Annotated in this window: 17 protein-coding genes and 1 pseudogene; 8 read left to right on the top strand and 10 right to left on the bottom strand. The window is 20.5% G+C overall.

The genetic code is table 11. The features are described 5' to 3' along the window. Positions 1-283: 283 nt before the first annotated feature. From sohB to BUCNMO_RS01165, 3 genes are all read right to left on the bottom strand, one after another. Positions 284-1,306: a protease SohB gene (gene sohB, locus BUCNMO_RS01175; RefSeq protein ID WP_158344849.1), complete on the bottom strand. Its 1,023-nt coding sequence runs from the start codon at positions 1,304-1,306 to the stop codon at positions 284-286. 168 nt (positions 1,307-1,474) lie between these two features. Beyond that, positions 1,475-2,173: a pseudouridine synthase gene (locus BUCNMO_RS01170; RefSeq protein WP_158344847.1), complete on the bottom strand. Its 699-nt coding sequence runs from the start codon at positions 2,171-2,173 to the stop codon at positions 1,475-1,477. Positions 2,174-2,426: 253 nt separating this feature from the next. Further along, positions 2,427-3,329 (bottom strand): DMT family transporter, encoded by a 903-nt coding sequence (locus tag BUCNMO_RS01165; RefSeq protein WP_158344846.1) that lies wholly within the window; start codon positions 3,327-3,329, stop codon positions 2,427-2,429. A 304-nt stretch (positions 3,330-3,633) separates the two neighbouring features. Between BUCNMO_RS01165 and trpD the strand changes: the two genes are divergently transcribed. The 8 genes and pseudogenes from trpD to cls all read left to right on the top strand — a co-directional run bounded on the left by trpD (position 3,634) and on the right by cls (position 11,618). Continuing rightward, positions 3,634-4,635 carry an anthranilate phosphoribosyltransferase gene (trpD, locus tag BUCNMO_RS01160; RefSeq protein WP_158344845.1) on the top strand — a complete coding sequence of 334 codons (1,002 nt, stop codon included), beginning with the start codon at positions 3,634-3,636 and terminating at the stop codon, positions 4,633-4,635. 2 nt (positions 4,636-4,637) lie between these two features. Continuing rightward, on the top strand, positions 4,638-5,999 hold the full coding sequence (trpCF, locus tag BUCNMO_RS01155) for a bifunctional indole-3-glycerol-phosphate synthase TrpC/phosphoribosylanthranilate isomerase TrpF (protein ID WP_158344843.1): 1,362 nt from the start codon (positions 4,638-4,640) through the stop codon (positions 5,997-5,999). A 45-nt stretch (positions 6,000-6,044) separates the two neighbouring features. Further along, entirely contained in the window at positions 6,045-7,238 is a 1,194-nt protein-coding gene (trpB, locus tag BUCNMO_RS01150; RefSeq protein WP_158344841.1) for a tryptophan synthase subunit beta, read from the top strand. Next, a complete protein-coding gene (gene trpA / locus BUCNMO_RS01145) occupies positions 7,235-8,050 on the top strand; it encodes a tryptophan synthase subunit alpha (protein WP_158344839.1) in 816 nt (271 codons plus the stop codon). The genes trpB and trpA overlap by 4 nt, the downstream gene beginning before the upstream one ends. A 44-nt stretch (positions 8,051-8,094) precedes the next feature. Then, entirely contained in the window at positions 8,095-8,847 is a 753-nt protein-coding gene (locus BUCNMO_RS01140; protein WP_158344837.1) for a YciC family protein, read from the top strand. Between the two features lie 20 nt (positions 8,848-8,867). Then, complete coding sequence (locus BUCNMO_RS01135; protein WP_158344835.1) at positions 8,868-9,392, top strand: inner membrane-spanning protein YciB; 525 nt, start codon at positions 8,868-8,870, stop codon at positions 9,390-9,392. A gap of 43 nt (positions 9,393-9,435) precedes the next feature. Beyond that, on the top strand, positions 9,436-9,834 hold the full coding sequence (gene yciA, locus BUCNMO_RS01130; RefSeq protein WP_158344833.1) for an acyl-CoA thioester hydrolase YciA: 399 nt from the start codon (positions 9,436-9,438) through the stop codon (positions 9,832-9,834). A gap of 318 nt (positions 9,835-10,152) precedes the next feature. Further along, positions 10,153-11,618 (top strand): annotated as a pseudogene (gene cls / locus BUCNMO_RS01125) (cardiolipin synthase). Between the two features lie 1,265 nt (positions 11,619-12,883). On the opposite strand, the gene ribA reads toward cls, so the two are convergent. The 7 genes from ribA to purB form a co-directional block, all read right to left on the bottom strand. Then, the gene (gene ribA, locus BUCNMO_RS01120; RefSeq protein WP_158344831.1) at positions 12,884-13,480 is read right to left on the bottom strand and encodes a GTP cyclohydrolase II; all 597 of its coding nucleotides are present in this window, start codon (positions 13,478-13,480) and stop codon (positions 12,884-12,886) included. A 1,327-nt stretch (positions 13,481-14,807) separates the two neighbouring features. After that, entirely contained in the window at positions 14,808-15,725 is a 918-nt protein-coding gene (gene lipA, locus BUCNMO_RS01110) for a lipoyl synthase (protein WP_158344827.1), read from the bottom strand. A 173-nt stretch (positions 15,726-15,898) separates the two neighbouring features. Further along, a complete protein-coding gene (lipB, locus tag BUCNMO_RS01105) occupies positions 15,899-16,543 on the bottom strand; it encodes a lipoyl(octanoyl) transferase LipB (protein ID WP_158344824.1) in 645 nt (214 codons plus the stop codon). A gap of 114 nt (positions 16,544-16,657) precedes the next feature. After that, positions 16,658-17,299 carry a YchE family NAAT transporter gene (locus BUCNMO_RS01100; RefSeq protein WP_158344822.1) on the bottom strand — a complete coding sequence of 214 codons (642 nt, stop codon included), beginning with the start codon at positions 17,297-17,299 and terminating at the stop codon, positions 16,658-16,660. Between the two features lie 298 nt (positions 17,300-17,597). Then, positions 17,598-19,538: an exoribonuclease II gene (locus tag BUCNMO_RS01095; RefSeq protein ID WP_158344820.1), complete on the bottom strand. Its 1,941-nt coding sequence runs from the start codon at positions 19,536-19,538 to the stop codon at positions 17,598-17,600. A gap of 425 nt (positions 19,539-19,963) precedes the next feature. Then, the gene (locus tag BUCNMO_RS01090; protein WP_158345276.1) at positions 19,964-20,731 is read right to left on the bottom strand and encodes an enoyl-ACP reductase FabI; all 768 of its coding nucleotides are present in this window, start codon (positions 20,729-20,731) and stop codon (positions 19,964-19,966) included. Positions 20,732-21,594: 863 nt separating this feature from the next. After that, positions 21,595-22,968 carry an adenylosuccinate lyase gene (purB, locus tag BUCNMO_RS01085; RefSeq protein ID WP_158344818.1) on the bottom strand — a complete coding sequence of 458 codons (1,374 nt, stop codon included), beginning with the start codon at positions 22,966-22,968 and terminating at the stop codon, positions 21,595-21,597. Between the last annotated feature and the right edge of the window lie 212 nt (positions 22,969-23,180).

Here is a 23,180-nt window from a genome sequence, read left to right as displayed (position 1 = left end):
TAATTTTTTAATTTTACGCATATTTAAATAATAAAAATATCTTAAATTTATCACATAAAATTATTAATATTTTATTTTTGTAATTACTCTAAACAAGAATAATAAATATATAAATTATACTTACTAATATATTTTTTATATTTACAATTAAAATTGTGTATTTAATACACATTAAATACACACGTTTATTACTGAATAATTATTTATTAAAAAATAAATAATATTTTTTATTATTGATGTTATACAAATATATTTATAAAAACATTTGACAATATGTTTTAAATTAAAATTTAATTTTAGAAAATAAAATATTTCCAATTTTTTGTATTTTATAAAAAAAATTTTGTAAAAAACTTTGTTGTACAACATATACTACTTGTAATATATTAAAACTATCAATTTTAGAAAGGATAAACTCGTCACTTGTATTAAGTTCGTCAATTAATTTATTATTGATTGCTATAGTACCAAACCAGTGCTCTCCATTAGATACTTTTTCTATATTTAGTTGAGGGCGCATTTCATATACAAATTTCTTAAATAATTCATGAGTAATATTTAATTCTTCACAAAATTTTTCACGTCCTTCTTTAGTATTTTCTCCAAAAATTGTTAAGGTTCGTTTGTATTTACCAGATGTATGTTGTTCAATATCAATATTTTTTTCTTTCAACAACTTATTAAAATTTGGAATTTGAGATACTACTCCGATAGACCCTAATACTGCAAAAGGAGATGCAATAATATAATTAGCAACACATGCCATCATATAACCTCCACTAGCAGCTACCTTATCAACCGAAACTATTAAATATATATTTCTTTTACGTAAACGCTGTAATTGGGCGGCTGCTAAACCATATCCAGTAACTATTCCTCCTGTACTTTCTAAACATAATAAAACTTGATCATTTTTTTTTGCTATTAAAATAATAGCAGTAATTTCTTTACTTAAACTACTAACATTTGTTGCCTGCATATCTCCTTTAAAGTGCAAAACAAATAAATTAGGATTAATAGTATTTTGAATTTTTCGTTTAGTCCATACAAAAGATATTATTTTTTTTAGAATGTTACGTTTATAATTATTTTTTTTAGAACCTATTAAACAATAACTTTTCTTAATTTTAATAAATTGATTTTTAATTTGTTTATACTGCTTATTTAAAATAATAAATTTTATATTTTTCTCATTTTTTTTCTTTTTTATTTGAGACAATAAAACAATACTAATTACAAAAAACATAAAAAGTGAAATTGTAATAACTTTAGCCAAGAAAAATAAGTAATTTATTATGAAATTCATTAGCTGATCCTATTATTATGCTAACTAAGTTAAGACATTTAATCAAAAGTGATAATGAATATACACAAAAAAATAAAATACTAAATTTTTAAAAAATAATTGTATATTGTATTTAACATTTCTGTTAAAAAATTTTAAAATATAAAAATATTTATTTATATAAAAAAATTATTTTAACTCAATAAATTGTCCCGGCAATAAATTTCTTGGTAAATGAAAATTACCGTACCTAATTCTAATTAATTGATTAACTTGAAGATTTAATGATTTAAATAAGTTTCTAATTTCATTTTTTTTTCCTTCAGTTAAAGATACTCTAAACCATGTGTTCGAGTTATTTTTTTTGTAAAAAATAATATTTTGAAATTTTGTATATAAATTATTTATTTGTTTTTTTCTATTATTTAAATATTGAATATGATGAATGTTTACTTTTCCAAAAACGCGAACCAAATATTCTCTAAAGATGTTAAATTTAGGATGCATAAGATTATTAGCAAAATTTCCATTTGTTGTAAATAATAGAAGACCTTTAGTGTTAATATCTAATCTACCTACACTAATCCATCTACAATTTTTTATTTTAGGTAAATTATCAAATACTGTATTACGATTTTTAGGATCTTTTCTAGTGCATATTTCACCTAATGGTTTATTATAAATTAATGTACGACATATTTTTTTTTTAATAAAAAAAACATTTTTTTCTTTAATTGTAATTGTATGTATTATACGTGTATCAATACGCTGTCCTATGTTAATTTTTATATTGTTAATTTTAACCCATCCTAATGCAATCATTTCTTCAATTTTACGACGAGAAGCATATCCGATGTTAGAAAGTATTTTTTGAACTTTTTCTGTCATATAACATTTTTTTAAAAAATATGATTATTAATTCTAACATAACTGCAAATTTATTTAAAATAATTAGTTATTTAAATTAACTAAAAAACAAACAGCAATTTATAATTATTAACTACTTTTAAAAAAATTTATTCATTAAAAATAACTGACGTTAAAATATTTTTGTACACAATTATGTATTTTAAATATTGATTAAATAATCACAAATTTTTTTTTAAAACTTATATTAATAATAATTATTTATTCTAAAATTTTATTTTTTGACTTTTAAATTTTTAAATACAAAAATTTTAGGTGCTAATGTTAATAATGTACCTATTATTAAAAAAATAATTATTAATATTTCATTCTTAGAAATATTATATTTATAAATATATTTTTCTAAAGTAATAGAAATTAATGGAAAAATTAAAAAAACTATAGAAGAAATAAATGATTTAACTTTTTTTTGTAAATAAAAAAAGGATAATATTCCAAATAGTCCGGAAAAATTAGATAAATAAAATAATGCTAACATAGATTTTATTGAAAATGTTTGGTAAGAAGGATGTTCAATTATTAAAGATAAAATTAAAAGTATAATTCCTGAAACTAAAGATGGTAAAGTATTAAAAGTAAATACAGAAATATTACAACATTTAATTTTACATTGAATATAAATAAAGGCATGACTTAATATTGCTAATATAATAGAAAATATACCCTTTAATTCGTAATAATTATTAAAGTCACATTTTATTATTAATAAAGTAATTAATGACACAATAGCTAATGTTATTCCTAATATTTGAATTAAAAAAATTTTTTCTTTTAAAAAGAACCATGAAGCTATTAAAATTACTATAGGCATAATAGAAAACATCATTGATGATAAAATAGAATTAATATAAGTACCAGCATATAACATTAAAGTAAAAGGAATAAAAAAATAAAATATAGTTATCAACATCTGTAATTTTTTTTTTCCTAATGGAAACAAAAGAGGTACCTCATTTAAGTAAGATATTATTAATAACAAAGGAGAAATCAATAAAAATCTCATGCCTGTAGCAAACAAAGGAGGTATTGTTTCAACTATTATTTTCATAGCAATCCAAGTTGTTCCCCAGGTAATAGAAACTATTATGAACAATAAAATTAATTTTAATATACGCATATTTAACACGTCCCTTTTCAAAAATACAAAATTAATTATATATTAGTTGTACGTTGATAATTTTAACTTTTTTAATAATAATTAAAAAAACTACTAAAATAGTAACTTTATTAATATACAAAATATCTTCATTATTCTAACAATTATTAAAAAACTATTATTTTATAATAATATGCATCATATTTTAAACAACGTTTATTAATTAATTTTCTAATATAAAATAAATATTTACAACAACAATTAAAAAATTTTAATACTCTAAAAAAATTAAATGATTGAATAAAAACACTATAATAGGAAATATATGAAAAAAATATTAAATAAACTATATCAATTGCAACCTTTAAGTGAAATAGAATCTTATAATCTATTTAATTTAATTAATACTAATAAGGTAAATAATGTTCATTTAGCATTAATTCTTATTTTAATTAAAATGCATGGAGAAACTATTGACGAAATATTAGGAGCAGTAAAATCATGTATACGTTATAAAAAATTTTTTCCAGATTTAAGTAACTATTTTTTTTCTGATATTACGGGAACTGGAGGGGATAATAAAAATAATATCAACGTTTCCACTATTAGCGCGATTGTAGCTGCTACTTGCGGTTATAAAATTGTAAAACATTGTAATTATGCTATTAGTGGAAAATTTGGGTCTTCTAACTTTTTAGAAACATTAGGTATTAATGTACATGTATCTTCTGAAATATCAAAAAAAAATTTAGAAAAATTTAACATTTGCTTTTTATTAGCACCTCTATATTATAATTCTTTTAAACATGCTGCTAAAGTCAGAAAAACATTATATACACGAACATTATTTAATATAATAGGACCGCTATTAAATCCTTCTTCTCCTTTATTAACGGTCATAGGTGTATATAAAAAATCTTTAATGATTCCAATGATTACAATATTAAAAAAATTACATTATCAACGTGCTATATTAATTCATAGTGCAAATACTGATGAAATTACATTACATTCAAAAACATATGTTACAGAATTAAAAAATAAAAAAATTTATAATTATCAATTATTTCCAAAAGATTTTGGTCTATATTCACATGCAATTAAAGAAACATTAAATTATTCTTTTCATACAAAAGTAAAAGATTCTATAAATGTATTAAAAGGAAAAGGATCTCACATTCATGAAGAAATAATTGCAGTTAATGTAGCTATTTTAATGAAAGTGTTTGGAAACGAAGATTTAAAAGAAAATACTAAATATGCATTAAAAATAATTAGAAGTGGTCAAGCATATAATTTAGTTAATAAATTAACTAGTAGGAATTAATTATGAATAATATAGTTCTAAAAAAAATTTTACAATCAAAAAAAGAATGGATTTATAATAGAAAAAAAACGCAACCTTTCAACACTTTTCATTATAAAATATCTAAAACAAATAAAAATTTTATTGATGCTCTGCAAGCTGTTCGTCCTTCTTACATTTTAGAAATAAAAAAAGCATCACCTTCCTTAGGGACTATTAGAAAAAAATTTAATATTATAGAAATTGTTAAAGTATACAATAAATACGCTTCTGCTATATCTGTACTTACTGATTCTCAATATTTCCAAGGAGATTTTAATTACTTATCAATAGTACGTTCTAACTCAAATTTACCAATATTATGTAAAGATTTTATCATTGACCCTTATCAAATTTATTTAGCTAGATATTATCAAGCAGATGCTATCTTATTAATGTTATCCGTACTAAATGACTGTGATTATCAACATCTTGCTTCGGTTGCACAAACTATGAATATGAATATATTAACTGAAGTTAATAATAAAAAAGAATTAAAAAGAGCTATTAATCTAAAATGCAATATTATAGGAATAAATAATAGGAATCTAAATGATCTCACTATTGATATGCATAAAACAAAATTAATGGCACCTTTATTGCCTAAAACTACAACTATAGTCAGTGAATCTGGGTATTCAAATTATAAATATATAAGAAAATTTACTAAATTAGTAAACAGCTTTTTGATAGGTTCTCATTTAATGAAACAAAACGATCTTAATACAGCTATAAAAAAAATAATTTTAGGAAAAAATAAAATATGCGGTTTAACCAAACCTGAAGATAGTAAAATATCTGCAAATGCTGGAGCTATTTATGGAGGTATGATTTTTGTACCAACATCTCCAAGATATATTTCTTTAGATATAGCAAAAAAAATTATTAAAGAAAAAAATTTAAGATATATTGGAATATTTAAAGATGAAGAAATAAATTTAGTCATATTTTATGCTATAAATTTAAATTTATATGCAGTACAATTACATGGATCTGAAAACCAATTATATATTAATAAATTAGCTTTAAAATTACCTAATACAATACATATATGGAAGTCAGTGGGAATTAAAAATAAAATTTGCTTATATGCAATGAATCATGTACACAAATATATTTACGATAATAATATAGGAGGAAGTGGTAAAACATTTGATTGGAAATTATTAGTTAATAAAATTCCTAACAATGTTTTATTAGCTGGCGGACTAAACTTAAATAACTGTGTTACAGCATCTTATCTAGGATTTTCTGGATTAGATTTTAATTCCGGAGTAGAAATTACTGCAGGAATTAAAAGTGCTGTAAAAATATTTGAAGTGTTTAAAAAATTAAGATATTACTAAAAATAATACATATTATATTTCAAATAAAATATACTGAGAAAAATAATGACGTTACTAAATCCTTACTTTGGACATTTTGGTGGAATGTACGTTCCACAAATATTAATGCCAGCGTTATACCAATTAGAAGAATGTTTTGTATCTTCAAGGCAAGACATCACGTTTCAAAAAAAATTATCCAATTTATTAAAAAATTATGCAGGAAGACCAACTCCTTTAACTTTATGTAAAAATATTACTAAAGGTACTAATACTAAAATATATATTAAAAGAGAAGATTTATTACATGGAGGAGCCCACAAAACTAACCAAGTATTAGGACAAGCATTGTTAGCAAAAAAAATGGGTAAAAAAGAAATTATTGCAGAAACTGGGGCAGGACAACATGGTGTTGCTACTGCACTTATATGCGCTCGATTAAATTTAAAATGTAAAATTTACATGGGATCAAAAGATATAGAGAGGCAATCTTTAAATCTTCTTAGAATGAAATTAATGGGAGCTACTGTTATACCGGTTAATAGTGGTTCTAAAACATTAAAAGATGCTTGTAATGAAGCATTAAGAGATTGGTCAGAAAATTATATTACGACTCATTATATGTTAGGAACAGCAGCTGGACCTCATCCTTATCCAACAATAGTTAAAGAATTTCAAAGTATTATAGGTAAAGAAACAAAAAAACAGATTATAAAATATGAAGGTACTTTACCAGACGCAATAATAGCATGCGTTGGAGGAGGATCAAACGCTATTGGTATATTTTCTAATTTTATTACTAATAATAAAGTGTTACTAATAGGAGTAGAACCTGCAGGTCAAGGAATAAATACAAAATTTCATGGAGCAGCTTTAAAACATGGAGCAACAGGAATATATTTTGGAATGAAATCTCCTATTTTACAAACAAAAGATGGTCAAATTAAAAAATCGTGGTCAATTTCAGCTGGATTAGATTTTCCTTCAGTAGGTCCTGAACATGCTTGGCTTAATCATATTAAAAGAGCTAAATATGTATCAATCTCTGATAAAGAAGCCATAAATGCTTTCGAAATTTTGTGCAAACAAGAAGGTATTATACCCGCATTAGAATCATCTCATGCATTAGCTTATGCAATAAAATTAATGCGTAAAAATCCTTTAAAAAAACAAATATTAGTAGTAAATTTGTCTGGTAGAGGAGACAAAGACATTTTTACCGTACAAAATTATTTAAACAATAATAAAGGTGATAAATGAATCGATACCAACAATTATTTCGTTTATTACGAAAAAAAAAAGAAGGTTGTTTAATACCTTTTTTAATCTTAGGTGATCCCTCAATAAATGTTTCTTTAAAAATTATTGATAATGTTATTTTTTCAGGAGCGGATGCTATAGAAATAGGTATTCCATTTTCAGACCCGTTATCTGATGGACCTATAATACAAGAATCTAATATTAGAGCTTTTAAATCTGGAATTACACTTAATCAATGTTTTAAAATGTTAAATTATATTAGATTAAAACATCCTATGTTACCTATAGGATTGTTAGTATATGCTAATATAATTTTTAATTATGGTATAGAGCAATTCTACTATAGATGTGCTCAATCTGGTGTAGATTCTGTTTTAATTGCCGATGTTCCTATAGAAGAATATTCTGCATTTAAAAATAAAGCGTGTCATCAAAAAATATCATCCGTTTTTATTTGCCCTCCAAATGCTAATATAGATTTAATAAAAAAAATTTCATCTTACTCAAATAGCTATATATATATATTATCTTGTGCTGGAGTAACTGGTTATAAACATATCATACAATCAAATCTTAAACATTTTGTACACAAATTCCATCAACTTGCATCTGTTCCATTAATACAAGGGTTTGGAATTCATACACCTATGCAAGTAAAAAATGTAATTTTATCTGGAATGTCTGGAGTAATATGTGGTTCAGTTATTATACGTAAAATTGAACAATTTTATAATAAGAATTTACTAATGATAAAAAAAATAAATGAACTTATTAAAATACTAAAAAATTCCACAAAAAAATATAACATATAGAAAAATATCATAATTGCTTAATTTTTTTTATTGAAGGAAATTATATGTCTATTGTAGGAAATTCATTGTACCATGATACTTTTCATTTTTTTTATAAAAAATTGAAATTTATCTTTTTAATATCATTGTGCACAGCTTGTATCACTTCTTATATAGATTATTTAATCATACCAGATATAAGTAATATATATCATATATGCACAAATAAATATTTACATTCACATTCTTTTGTTGGTTTAATAAAAGAAATGAATCAACAACAACAAAAAATTTTATTTAAATATTCTATAATACGCAGTGTTTCTTCCTTAATAGGCAATGCTTTATTAGCATATAGTACTATTACATTTGTACATATTATTTGCACTAATAAATCCTTTGACTATTTTTTGCTAGCTCAAGATTGTATATCTATATTTCCTAATCTATTTTTATTGATTTTATTAATTACTTGTATAATTCAATTAGGTTTTATGTTATTAATAATTCCTGGTATTTTATTTTGTATTTTATGTGCTTTATCTCCAATAATTTTAATAACAGAAAAAAAGAACATACTACAATCTTTACAAAATAGTATTATTATTACTACCAATGCTATTAAAATGCTAATATCTCCTATTATTATTTGGTTGTTTTTCAAGTTTATATTGCTTATAATACATTCAATTTTTACCTTTATTCCAGAAAATATACTAATGTTAACACTAAATGTTATTATAAATTTAATTACTAGCATATTAATTATATATTTATGTAGATTCTATATGTTACTACCTACTTTTAAAATTATTTAAAAACTATTAAGACTAATATTATGAAAGAATTTCTTAATTTTGTTCCAATGTTATCCTTCTTTATTTTTTATAAAATATATGACATTTTTATAGCCTCAGAAGTATTAATTTTTACATCAGCTATGACATTAATAATAAATTATATTGTTTACAGGGAATGTAGTATATTAAATTTAATTAGTTTTATTCTTATTTGTATATTTGGCACATCCACTGTGTTATTTCATAATACTTTATTCATAAAATTAAAAATAACCATACTATATTGTACTTTGTCATTAATATTGTTATTAAGTCAATTCTGTGCCCATACACCTTTAATAAAATATTTATTTCAAAAACATATTAATTTACCTATACATTTGTGGTATCAATTAAATTTAATATGGTCTGTTTTTTTTATGATGTGCGGTTTAATTAATTTTTATATTGCTTACTACTTATCAGAAAATACTTGGATTTTTTTTAAAGTATTTGTATTAACTATTATAACTGTAATATTCTCTTTAGGAAATTTTCTATATATAATATATATGTTAAAATAATTGTAAATTTTTACTATATTAAATATATTATAAGTGAACATCAATGTTACAACTAACATACCAAAAACCCAGAGGAAAAATAGTTTTAAGAACATTAGCTACACCTGCTTGCACTAATGTTAATGGTAATATTTGTGGTGGATGGATAATGTCTCAAATGGACATAGGGGGTGCTATTTTAGCAAAAGAAATATCTAAAGGACAAGTAGTAACCCTCAAAATAAATCAAATGATTTTTATAAAACCTATAAATGTAGGAGATTTAGTAAGTTGTTATGCTCAACTAGTTAATACAGGTAATAGTTCTATAACTATTAATGTTGAAATGTGGATTAAAAAAATCACTTCAAAACCTATAGGTATAAAATATTGTACTACAAAATCAACATTTATTTTCGTAGCTATAAATAGCCTTGGAAAACCTAGAAAATATACTTGTTAAATAAATAGTTATAGAAATTTTTAAATTCTTAATAAGTATATTTACTATGAAATATAATTCATAAACTATTGTTTCAAATATATGTACAAAAAAATTTAATCGTTTTAAATGATTAAAATAGTACATATATTAAACATATTAAACAAACATTTAACATTTATATTATAAGTAATAATATTTAATAAAATGTTATTTTTTCCTAAATTTATTAAATATATAAATACATATGTATTACACATGTATATATTGAATATATTTTATATTCCAGGAATTATAAAAATTTAGCTTATATTTAAAATAAATACAGGATTTTATTAAATGACAACATCATTTTTTTTAGTAAAGTGGTTAATAATATTTAGTTATTGGTTATTAATTATTAATACTACTATTCAGATATTGGTAATACGAAAACCAGTATCTTCAGAAATTGCTTGGTTATTAATAATTTATTTATTACCTTTATTAGGCGTATTTATTTGGTTTTTTTTTGGAACATCATATTTAGGACAAAGACGTTCTGTTATTCATAATATTACACAAAAAAAAATCACTAATTGGATCAATCATTTAAAAAAATGCAATTATATGTTTATAAAAAAAACTAGCATTTTAACTAATTCATTGTTTCAATTATGCAAAAATAGACAAGGTATTGAAGCTGTTCAAGGAAATAAATTAAAATTATTAAACAACACAATAGAAACAGTAAAATTATTAATTCGAGATATACATTTAGCAAAAAAAAATATTGAAATGGTTTTTTATATTTGGAAACCTGGAGGTTTAGCTGATGAAGTGGCATCAGCACTTATAAAATCTGCAAAAAGAGGCATCAGATGTAGATTAATACTCGATTCAGTAGGAAGCACAGAGTTTTTTAGAAGTCCTTGGTTTAATATTATGAAAACTTCAGGTATTCAAATAGTAGAAGCATTAAAATTAAATCTATTTAAAATATTTTTTAGACGAATGGATTTAAGACAACATAGAAAAATAATATTAATTGATAACTATATTTCGTATACTGGAAGTATGAATCTAGTAGACCCATTTTTGTCACATTCAACTACTCAATCTCAAGAATGGGTAGATTTAATGATTAGAACAAAAGGCCCAATAACATATATTATAAGTATAATATACGCTTGTGATTGGGAAATAGAAACAAAAAATGAAATTTTTTCTGAATTATTAAATAAAAAAAAAAATATACTAACCAACTAAATAAAAACTATTCTGCAATTCAAGTTATTCCTTCTGGACCTGATTTAAAAATAAGTTTAATTCATCAAGTCTTATTAACATCAATATATTCTGCAAAAAAAAAAATAACATTTACTACTCCTTATTTTATTCCTAGCGATGAATTAGTAAATGCAATTTGTACTGCTGCTCAAAGAGGAGTACAAGTAACCATTATTATTCCAAATAAGAACAATTCTATATTTGTACAATGGGCTAGTCGCGCATTTTTTAGTGAATTATTAATAGCTGGAGTAAAAATTTATCAATTTAAAAAAGGTTTATTACATAGCAAAACTATTTTAATAGATGGACAATTAAGCTTAATAGGAACATTTAACTTAGATATGCGTAGCTTTTGGTTAAATTTTGAAATTACTTTAGCTATTGATGATAAAATATTTGCAAAAAATTTATTATTAATACATACTCAATACATAAATAATTCAATTTTATTAAATGAAAATGATTGGTCTAATAGATCCTACTGGAGATATATAATAGAAAAATTTTTTTATCTTTTAAGCCCGCTTTTATAATAAAAAAATTAAATTTGTCATCTTTATTATATTTATACATAATATAATTATATATTAATAACTAAATATAATAAATAATTCAAATTATTATCAATTAAAGTATTAAATAAGTCATAAATAGACATTTAAAAAAAATTATTTGTTTTTAATTTACTAATTAAATATAAATTTTTTTAATCTTATGTAATAGTTACAATTTTTTTTAATTTTTTCTTTATATGTAAATAAAGAATAACTTTTAAAAGAATATAAATATTAAAAAATAAAATATATTATTTATTTAAAATAATAAAATTTTTATAAAATACTCAACTGTCTATTAAATATACAAATACTTTACTGAATTGTTATACATAACATTATTATACTATTTTAAGGTTAAAATTTTAAAAATTTAACTTATTAAATAAAAAATAACATTTGTTACTAACTAATTAATATTAAAAATAAAATAAAATAATTTTTTTAAAAAAAAACTGTATAAAATATATGCGTATTATATATTTTATACATTAACGTTAATTTCATAAAAAAATTACTGCAATCTTAAATATAATTTTTATTATATTAAAATACTTAAACATTATATAAATAAAAAAATTTTATTAATACAATTTATTTATTAATAACATTTTTAATTAAAAGTAAATATATACTTAATATATATTAAAAAATTTGTCTATATATAAATATATATTTTAATCACAAAAAATAAAGATATTATTAATATATACTAATATTATTTTTTATTTTATGCATATCATATTAAAATATATTATATATAATATATATTATATAGACAATAATATTGTTATTACAATAAATAAAATATAAATTATGATGAATATTGTTATAAAAAAATAAAAAGATATATAACTTAATTTATTATATGAAATATTTTTGTTCATTGAAATTAAATATGTTACAAAACTATTTTAATATATTGAAATATAATATGTACTGTTTTATATTATAAAAAAATCATTTTTTTAAAAAAAATTATCTAAAAAATAAATACAATTTAAATAATTATTCTTAATTAAGATTTTTAAAAAAATACATATTTTAAAACATATTTATAAAAAGTAAAAAACGATTTTTTTATAAATTATTATAATTTTAATAATTATGTTAGTAATACATAAAAAATTATAACTTCATTATTATTCAAAAAATATTAAAAAAAATTGTGTATTTTTGTATAAAAAACATTACACATCTTAAATATACAATTATTTTTTTTTAAAAAAATCAATAAATATTTTTTATTTTTTTACTGATAATAAATGTCCCATTTTTTTTTCTTTAGTATTTAAATAGCGAATATTTTTAGAATTTTTACCAACTATTAACGATATTCTCTGTACAACATCAATACCATTTTTCTTTAATAATTTAATTTTAAAAGGATTATTAGTTAATAATTTTATACTTTTTATACGTAACATATTAAATATTTTAATACAAGATGTAAAATCTCTTTCATCAGCAGAAAATCCTAATTTATGATTAGCTTCAACAGTATCTAAACCTTTATCTTGTAAAGAATATGCTTGAATTTTGTTTAATAATCCAATATTTCGACCTTCTTGTCTATGATAAATTAGTATCCCACTACCTTCATTTGCTATCATGGTTAAAGCTTTTTTTAATTGAAAACCGCAATCACATCTTAAACTAAATAAAGCATCTCCAGTCACACATTCAGAATGAATTCTAGACAATATAGGAATATTAACATCAATATTTCCATATACTAAAGCTATATGATTTTTATTTTTATCTTTTTCTTCGAATCCTATTAATTTAAAATCACCCCATGGAGTTGGTAATATAGCGTTTTTTGTTTTTTTTAATTCCATAAATTCTCTTATATTAGTTGTTTTAATTTAACCTTATAGCTTTAATTTAAATTTTTTAATAGAATAAATAAGTTAAATTAATTATCTAAAATAATTTATTTTTACACTAAATATTAACGTACTTATATGATATTAATAAATATTAAATATAAAAAAATTTTATTATAATATATATTATAATATAATTTTTATTATATGTTAAATAAATTTGAAAACATTTAACATAAATAAAAAATACAAAATTCTTTTTTATACAAAAATTTATTTAATATTGAAATTATACATATACAAACATATTTAAACGTTTTTATGTTTATTAAACATAAAAACATAATTCTAACTAATTTTTACTAATAGACAATTTTAAAATGAAATATATATTAACATTATTTTTATCTTTATCACTTTTCATTACATTTGATATATTTAGCAAATATAATAATCAAACAATAATACTAAATTGTATTTTTAGAAAATTAGAATGTTCATTATCAAATTTAATAGAGTTTCTATTCTTTTTTAGTTTTTTACTTGGATGCACAATTTTTTTTGTAATTTATTTAAAACTATACTTATCATTTCACAAAATTAAAAAACAATTAAAAATGTCTAACAATAAAATTGAATTATTAAAATCATATTTAAATAAAATTAAAAAAACAAATTTAAATTAATTAACATAGTAATACATCTATACACTAAAAAATAATTTAACATTTAATATCTATATTTAAGTACATGTTTTAAAAAAAATAATTATAATAATTTATATAATATGTAAATGTACATTATTTATAATTAACGTTAATTGAAATAACTAAAAAAAATAATTTTATTAATTATCATTTATAATGAGTAATAATTACTCACAAATACAATAGTTTATTTATTTCATTTAATTTATTTATTGAAATTAACAAATATTGTTGATTGTTAAATAACAAAAATATTTTTTTTAAATGTGTAATTATAAAATTTTGTTTTTACAGTTCTATCATTTTTAAAAAAATAAATTTTATTAAAATAAACTTTATTACCTTTAGTAACAATATTACTAACAATTAACATTAATTATCTTTAAGTTTATTTAATATTTAATAACAAGTCGTTCCTTATGATATGAAAATATTTTTTATATATTTAAATTTATTAAACGTATTGTCAATTTTAAAATTAAATAAATAACAACTATATTTTTATATACACATATATATTAAAAAATATTTTTTATCAATTATTTTGACTTTTATATAGATGTTCAAATAAAATTTTTTTTTAAAAAATATAAAAAATAAAAAATAATTATTATCTTAAAAATGTATAAATATTAACCTTTTTTTCTTAAAAATTGTATATCTGCATGATATGAAGAGCGTACTAAAGGACCAGAAAAAACATTAACAAATCCTAAAGATTTAGCTTCGTTCTGAATATCTTTAAATTCTTTAGGAGTTATATATCTTTTTATTGATGTATGAGCAATACTAGGTTGTAAATATTGACCTAAAGTTAACATCGTTACCCCATGTAATCTAAGATCTTTCATTACTTGAATTATCTCTTCATCAGTTTCTCCTAATCCTAACATTAATCCTGACTTCGTTGGTACGTTTGGATTAATCATTCGAAAACGCTCTAATAATTTTAAAGATTGATAATAATTAGCACCTGGTCTTATTTTTTTATACAATCTTGGTACATTTTCTAAATTATGATTAAAAATATCTGGAGGAGAAATAGTAAGATTGTTTAATGCTATATCTACACAATTTCTAAAATCAGGTACTAATATCTCTATTTTTACATTTTTATTACTTCTAATAGCTTGAATACATTTTAAAAAATGTTTAGAACCTCCATCTTTCAAATCATCTCTATTAACTGAAGTAATAACTACAAAATTAATATTTATATCTGAAATAACTTTAGCTAACTTTTTAGGTTCAAGTACATCAGGAATATTAGGTCGACCATTAAATACAGCGCAAAATGAACATTTTCTAGTACAAACTGTACCTAAAATCATAAAAGTAACTGTTCCTTTATTAAAACATTCTGTTAAATTAGGACATAAAGCTTCTTCACACACAGAATTAAGTTTATTTTCCCGTAATATTTTTTTTATATTATTTACTCGACGCATATCTTTTGGTAATTTAATTTTAATCCAACTAGGTTTTTTCAAATCTTTTTCTTGTTGTAATAATTGTAATTGATTCAAAGGAATTTGTAGTATGTTGTTCATATTAGTATAAAAAATCCATTAATATCAGTAATTATTAAAAATTAATTATAAATAATACTAAATATTTGTCTAATAAAAAAAATTAATTTTTTTATAACAAATATTTCAATTTCTTTTATTTTTTTTATAAAAAATAAAAGAGTAAATAATTTTATGATATTATTAATGTATTATCAAGTATAATTTTTTTGCGATATATATATGTTTAAATATTTTAAAAAATATTTTATTAACATATTCCTTACCGAAATCAAAGAAACATTTAATTGAAAATTTTTTATTTGAGTCATTTGAATATTTTTAAAACCACACGGATTGATTAAACTAAAAGGATACATATTCATATTTACGTTTAATGCTATACCATGTAAAGAGCATCCATTTTTAATGCGTAACCCTATAGAACATATTTTTTTATTGTGAATATATATTCCAGGCATATTTTTTTTAGAAACTCCTTGTATATTAAACATTTTTAAAGTGCATATTAAAACATTTTCTATAATATTTAATAAATTTTTAACATTAATATTTAATCTGTTTAAATCTATTAATAAATACATTAATTGCTGTCCAGGTCCATGGTAAGTAATCTTACCTCCTCTATGACTATAAAATAAGGGTATATTTTTAAAAGTACGCATTTTTTTTTGTATAAACGTACTTTGTCCTATAGTATAAACAGGATAATGTTCTACAAACCAAATTTCATCTAATGTATTTTCATTTCTAGAACAAGTAAATTTATACATATTTAAAGATATTTCATCCCACCTTTTTAAACCTAAATTTTTAATTTTAATTATATGCTTTTCCAAAATATTTTTTAACCTTTGAAAGTAAACTTATTAATGATTATATTTTATACGATACTTTTAAAAAAAAATTAAATATACATCGATATAAATTAAATATAATACAATCACATAATATTAAAAAAATATAAATTTAATTCCAGAAACTATAAATTCTACTCCTAATGCCATTAATAATAACCCCATAATTCTTGTTATAATATTAATTCCAGTTTTTCCTAAAAAAGCCACTATTAAAGGAGATACTCTAAATAATAACCAACAAAATAAAGAAAAAAAAGCAATTACAATACTTCCGATTATTAAATTAAAAAAACTAGAATATTGAGAACTCCACATAATAATAGAGCTAATAGCTCCAGGACCAGCTATTAAAGGCATTGCAAGAGGAATAATACCTACATTTTCAGAATTCATATGAATACTACTAGAATTATTATCTCTTTTTTTTATTTTACTTATTAAATTTCCATTAATCATAGACATAGCAATACTAATTATTAGTATACCTCCAGCAATCCTAAAGGCACTAATTGAAATTCCAAAAAAATTTAAAATTTGGTTCCCTAACAATAATGCTATAGATAAAATAATAAAAACTGTAAAATTAGCAATTAAATTAGTTTTATTTCTTTGATGTGTTGATTGATGATTCGTTATACTAGTAAATATAGGGATCATTCCAATTGGATTTACTAAAATAAATAAACTAACAAAAAATTTCATATATGTCAAAAACATTATTGTTAAAAAATTCATGATTTTCCCCTTATATAAAAATAATTATAAAAAATTTATTAACATTCATTAATGTTTATTAATATTTACAAATATTTTTTATTATAAAAAATAAAATTTATAATTTTTTATAAATTGATATTATGCTATTATATAATTTGTCATTAAATAATTTATAAATATAAAAAATAAATAAATAATACATTAATTTTTTTTAAAAAAAATGCTACTTAGTATATAATTATACTATATATTTTAATTTGTATTTAATAAAAACTGAAACAGTTTGTTAAAATTTTTTTAATTAATGAATATTTATTTAAAAAAATGGACAAGCTATAATTTTTTTTTCATGTTCTTTGACATCTATTATAGATACCTTTATGATATCTGACACTCGGTATAATGGTTTGTTATGTTCATATATTATTCCATCATTTTTATGATAAACTAATTTTGAACAAATAAAATTTAATAAATAAAATGGAACAAAAGCATTAGCTCCATTATTTATTAAACAAATTCGCATTCCTGCCTTAAATATATCAATTATTTCTCCTTTAAAGATATCATTTATATTAACATTTTTTTTAAAATAAGAAATATATAACCAATCTGAAATGTCTCGTTCAGCCATACGATTTTTACGTTTACAGTTACTTATTTTAATAACAACATCACGTTTAAGTGACAAATGAGAGGTATTTGTAATAATAGATTTTAATAATCTGTGATTAATCATATCTCCATATTTTCTTATAGGAGATGTCCACGTGGCATAATATTTTACACCCAAACCAAAATGAGGTTTTGGAGTTATACTAAATTCACTATAAGCTTGAAATTTTCGAATACGATTATTTAAATAATTATTATTTAAAATATTTAATTTTTTATTTAACTTAATTACTGATGTTAAATTACAAATATCTTTTATATTTACCAAAATATTATATCTTTTTAGTATACAAATAATTTGTGCAGCATTTAATATATCATATCCGATATGCACATTGTATATACCAAATCCTATTTTTTTAGTTAGTATACCAGCCGCGCACATATTAGCAATAATCATAGATTCTTCTATAATACGATGAGCTATCCGTCTATGTACACCTGTTATTTTTATTACCTCTCCATTTTTACTAAAATTAAATTTATATTCTAACTTTTCTTTATATATTAATGTATGTTTTTTTCTCCATTGACGCCTAACTTTATATAAAGATTGTAATAAAAAAATTTGATTAGCTATAACATTACTTTGAGGTTTCCAAGTACCAATATTTTCTAACCAATTTGAAACATTTTCGTATATTAATTTTTCTTTAGATTTTATCCATGCTAAATTAAATTGTATACTATCTTCTATAATATTACCTTGATTTGAAATGTTCACCATGCATACTAATGCTGGTCTACACATTCCAGGCTTTAAAGAACACAAATTTTCCGATAATTCTTTAGGTAACATAGGAACATTAAAACCTGGTAAATAATTAGTAAAACCTCTATTTTTAGCAATTGTGTCTAATTCACTTTGATAAGGTATATACGATGTTGGATCAGCAATTGCTATTGTTAACACAAATTCATTTTTAAAATTTTTTGTGATATACACAGCATCATCTATATCTTTAGTAAAAGCATTATCTATTGTAATAAAATCTAATTTAGTTAAATCTAATCTATTATATTTAGAATCTACTATAAAATTATAATTTTTGACTTTTGGAGCACTATCATCTAAATTATATTTAGCTAATGTTATTAACCATCTAGCCAATGGATTTTTTTTTGAAGCTATTATTTTGATAATATATGCTACGAAAAATTTATTTTTTTTAAATTTATATCGTAATAATTTAGCTAATACCCAATCGTTTGATTGTATTTTATTTTTTAAATCGTTAGTACATTCACATATAATTGATTCTTTTAAAAAAAAATATTCCGGAATAATAAATATTTTTTTATTTTTTTTTTGTATGCGACCTACAAACTCTTTTAAAGATGTTTTCACTAATTTTAAAGGCATTATAACTTTTTTATTTGATTTAATATTAATTGAAGTTATATTATTACCTTCAGATAAAAGGTTTTCTATACTTGTAGAAGAAACTTGGCATTTTTTATTTTTCTCAATATTAAAAAAATTAAATTTTTGTATATTTTTTTTTACAATCTTTTTAACTGTAACAATTTTATTTTGAAACTTCTTTTTTAATTGTAATAATAACGGATGATTTTTTAACATAATATTAGTTAAGCCTAAAGTTACAATATAATTTTTTTAAAAAATAAATAATTATTATTTAATATATTGTATTATTACATGTGTTACTAAAAAAAATTCTGACAAACAAACTATAATATTTATAAATATAATTATATTAAAAATTAATATTTATTTACATAAAGATGTATTTAGTAAATAATTTTATTTGTAACAACATTTAAAAATGTTACTCAATTTTATTTGATAAAAAATTGTTTAAGTTTTAATTGTTTACTATATAAAAATAATGTTTGTTATATGATATATTTATATACTATATAGAACCTAATGAAACATTATTTATTAAATGCTCATAAATATAAATATTATTAAAATTAAAAAAATATGGTTAATATTATAATCACTGTATTATTTATAATTAATGTTATAAATAATATTTAGTTTTAAACAAAAACTGAAGATCCTCCATCAGCATAAATTACCTGTCCTGAAATAGCACTAGACAAATTTGAACATAAAAAAGCAGCAATGTTACCTATTTCAAAAATAGTAACATTTCTTTTAATCAAAGATTTAATTTGAGAAGCATTTTTTATTTTAGTAAAATCTTTAATAAAAGATGACGCTAAAGTTTTAATTGGACCAACAGAAATAGCATTAACTCTAATTTGATTATTCCTTAAACTATATGCCACATATCGCATGTTACACTCTAAAGATGCTTTAGCAATACCCATAATATTATAATTTGGTACAATTTTTTTAGAACCTATATAAGACAAAGTTATAATAGAAGAATTTTTATTTAACATATGTTTACAGTTTTTTACCATAGCAACAAAACTGTATGAATTAATTTCATGGGCTATAGTAAACGCTTTTCTATCTATTAAATCAATATAATTACCTTGAAGTTGCTTTGGATAAACGAAAGCTATTGAATGTACAAATCCATCAAATTTTTCCCAATAATTAGATAATTTATCAAATAAATTTATTACATTTTTATCATCAATAACATTACAAGGAATCACAATTTTTGAATTAAACATTTTAGCATATTTCGTTACTATAGATTTTAACCTTAAATTTTTATAAGTAAAAGCAAGTTCTGCTTCTTGTAAATACATAGATTTAGCTATTCCAAATGCAATTGATTGTTCATTAGTAATTCCAGTAATTAAAAACCTTTTATTTTTTAAAAAACCCATAAATAAACGACTCGATATAATTAAAATGTTCAATAATTATTTCTAGTGTATCGTAAATTTCTAAAACTTATAATAAATATTTACAATATTTATTGTAATAAATAATTTTTTTTGTAAATATAAATAATTAATTACTTAAAATTAACAAAATTAATTTTAAGTATTATTTTAAGATTTACTTAAAAAATATTTCTTTAAAAATGTTAAATACTTTATAGTGCAATATGATTAAAACAAATTTTAAATTTACTAATCTACTAATTTATTAATTTTATTTATTTTTTTACAAAATTTAAATATTTTTAATGTTAACATCAATACTTTTCTTTAAAAAATTTGATAAAAATTTTATAAAACAAAATCTTTTATCTATCTTTTCATAAATTTTTTTCCAAAAATATTAAATGTAACATGTATTTAGTAATTTTAAATTATTTTTTTAATTTTTAATTTAATTTAAATACATAATAAAATGCACTTAGTGCATATTATATTATAATATGTTATATTCTTAAAATACTTTTCAAGTTGTAAGATATTGCGTTACATAGATATTAATTTTCTATTTAAAACAATATAATATATAAATTAACAGATTATATCTTACGTAAATACTTAAAATGTAATAATAACACATTATTAAATACATCATTCTATTATTAGAATAAACTATGCAAGTTAATATGTTTATATATTAGTATTTTTTACTATAAAAAAAATGAATAAAATATAACAAATTTATTTAATTAAAACTTAAATATTGAAAAATTGAAACTACCGAAAATTATTTACACATTAAAAATTTTTTAAAAAACAATACAAAGCAAATTATTTATGTATTTTAAAAATTTTTTATATCTGTACTAACAATATAATTGATTTATAATATTTACAGACATACCAATATAGTTCATTGGAGTCAACTTTTTTAATTTGTTTTTTTCTTGTATTGGTAATGAAGTTTGATCAATAAAATTATGTATTATTTTACTGTCAATTTTTTTTCCTTTAGTCAATCGCATAAGTTGTTCATAAGCATTTGTTATCCCATAACGCTTCATCACAATTTGTATAGGCTCTGATAAAATTTCCCAATTTAAATTTAAAACTTCTAACATTTTACTTTCATTTATCTGTAATTTATCTATTCCAAGTAAACAAGAATCATAAGCTAATACTGAATAACTAATTGTTAACCCCATATTTCTTAAAACAGTAGAATCTGTTAAATCACGTTGCCATCGAGATATTGGAAGTTTATTTGCCATAAAATTCATTAAAGCATTAGCCATAGATAAATTACCTTCTGAATTTTCAAAATTTATTGGATTAATTTTATGGGGCATTACAGATGAACCTATTTCTCCATTTACATGTTTTTGCGAAAAATATTCCAAAGAAATATATCCCCACATATCTCTATTAAAATCTATTAAAATAGTATTAAATCGAATTATACAATGAAAAAACTCTGCAATATAATCGTGAGGTTCTATTTGTGTAGTACAAGGATTCCATGTAAGACCTAAAGATGTAACAAAATCTTCGCTAATTTTATGCCAATTTATATTAGGATAAGCAACCAACAAGGCATTATAATTTCCAGTGGATCCGTTAATTTTACCTAAAAATTCTATTTTTTTTAATTGAACATATTGTCTATGCATTCTATAATAAAAATTAGCAAATTCTTTACCTATAGTAGATGGTGTTGCTGGTTGTCCATGTGTATAAGATATTAACGCAATTTTTTTATATTTTAATGCACGTATTTTAATTTTATTTAATATTTTTTTCCAATATGGAATCAAAATAGTTCGATATGTTTTTTTTAACATTAAAGCATAAGATAAATTATTAATATCGTCAGAAGTGCAACCAAAATGAATAAATTCTGATATTGTTGATAATAATATATCATTATTACATTTTTTTTTTAAAAAATATTCTAATGCTTTAATATCATGATTAGTAGTTTTTTCAATATTTTTTATTTTTTTAGCATCTAGTTCATTAAAATTTATTAAAATGTTATCTAATGATTCATAAATTTTTACGTTTATTTTTAAATATTTTAAAATTTCTGAAATTTTTAATAACTTTTTTAGCCATAGTATTTCTATTTTAATTTTAAATTTTATAAAAGCATATTCGCTATATATATTTCTTACAACATTATTTTTATCAAAATATCGCCCATCTATAGGAGAAATAGCTGTTAAAGAAGATAATTTCATATTTTCAATTTCCTATAACTCTTATTTTTTAAACAATACACCGTTAATTTAACTGGTACTAATTTTTTTGAATAAATATTTAGTAAAATATTTTATTTTAAAACGTAAGTTATTAATTTATACTTTTTGAGCAATCAGATTATTACAATAATAATTACTTATAGTAAATATTTTAATCAAAATGTTATCTTATTAATTATTTATACTAATAT

Source organism: Buchnera aphidicola (Nipponaphis monzeni), assembly GCF_006741185.1.
Taxonomy (GTDB): Bacteria; Pseudomonadota; Gammaproteobacteria; order Enterobacterales; family Enterobacteriaceae; genus Buchnera_H; species Buchnera_H aphidicola_T.
Note: the sequence above shows the minus strand (reverse complement) of the source record. Positions and strands in the feature narration are given on the sequence as shown.

Excerpts from the sequence above, each read along its gene's own strand:
- BUCNMO_RS01095 (WP_158344820.1), bottom strand. The coding sequence starts at position 19,538 with ATGTTAAAAAATCATCCGTTATTATTACAATTAAAAAAGAAGTTTCAA.
- BUCNMO_RS01170 (WP_158344847.1), bottom strand. The coding sequence starts at position 2,173 with ATGACAGAAAAAGTTCAAAAAATACTTTCTAACATCGGATATGCTTCT.
- trpA (WP_158344839.1), top strand. The coding sequence starts at position 7,235 with ATGAATCGATACCAACAATTATTTCGTTTATTACGAAAAAAAAAAGAA.
- sohB (WP_158344849.1), bottom strand. The coding sequence starts at position 1,306 with ATGAATTTCATAATAAATTACTTATTTTTCTTGGCTAAAGTTATTACA.
- BUCNMO_RS01100 (WP_158344822.1), bottom strand. The coding sequence starts at position 17,299 with ATGAATTTTTTAACAATAATGTTTTTGACATATATGAAATTTTTTGTT.
- yciA (WP_158344833.1), top strand. The coding sequence starts at position 9,436 with ATGTTACAACTAACATACCAAAAACCCAGAGGAAAAATAGTTTTAAGA.
- trpCF (WP_158344843.1), top strand. The coding sequence starts at position 4,638 with ATGAATAATATAGTTCTAAAAAAAATTTTACAATCAAAAAAAGAATGG.
- ribA (WP_158344831.1), bottom strand. The coding sequence starts at position 13,480 with ATGGAATTAAAAAAAACAAAAAACGCTATATTACCAACTCCATGGGGT.
- trpD (WP_158344845.1), top strand. The coding sequence starts at position 3,634 with ATGAAAAAAATATTAAATAAACTATATCAATTGCAACCTTTAAGTGAA.
- BUCNMO_RS01090 (WP_158345276.1), bottom strand. The coding sequence starts at position 20,731 with ATGGGTTTTTTAAAAAATAAAAGGTTTTTAATTACTGGAATTACTAAT.
- trpB (WP_158344841.1), top strand. The coding sequence starts at position 6,045 with ATGACGTTACTAAATCCTTACTTTGGACATTTTGGTGGAATGTACGTT.
- lipA (WP_158344827.1), bottom strand. The coding sequence starts at position 15,725 with ATGAACAACATACTACAAATTCCTTTGAATCAATTACAATTATTACAA.
- BUCNMO_RS01165 (WP_158344846.1), bottom strand. The coding sequence starts at position 3,329 with ATGCGTATATTAAAATTAATTTTATTGTTCATAATAGTTTCTATTACC.
- BUCNMO_RS01140 (WP_158344837.1), top strand. The coding sequence starts at position 8,095 with ATGTCTATTGTAGGAAATTCATTGTACCATGATACTTTTCATTTTTTT.
- BUCNMO_RS01135 (WP_158344835.1), top strand. The coding sequence starts at position 8,868 with ATGAAAGAATTTCTTAATTTTGTTCCAATGTTATCCTTCTTTATTTTT.
- purB (WP_158344818.1), bottom strand. The coding sequence starts at position 22,968 with ATGAAATTATCTTCTTTAACAGCTATTTCTCCTATAGATGGGCGATAT.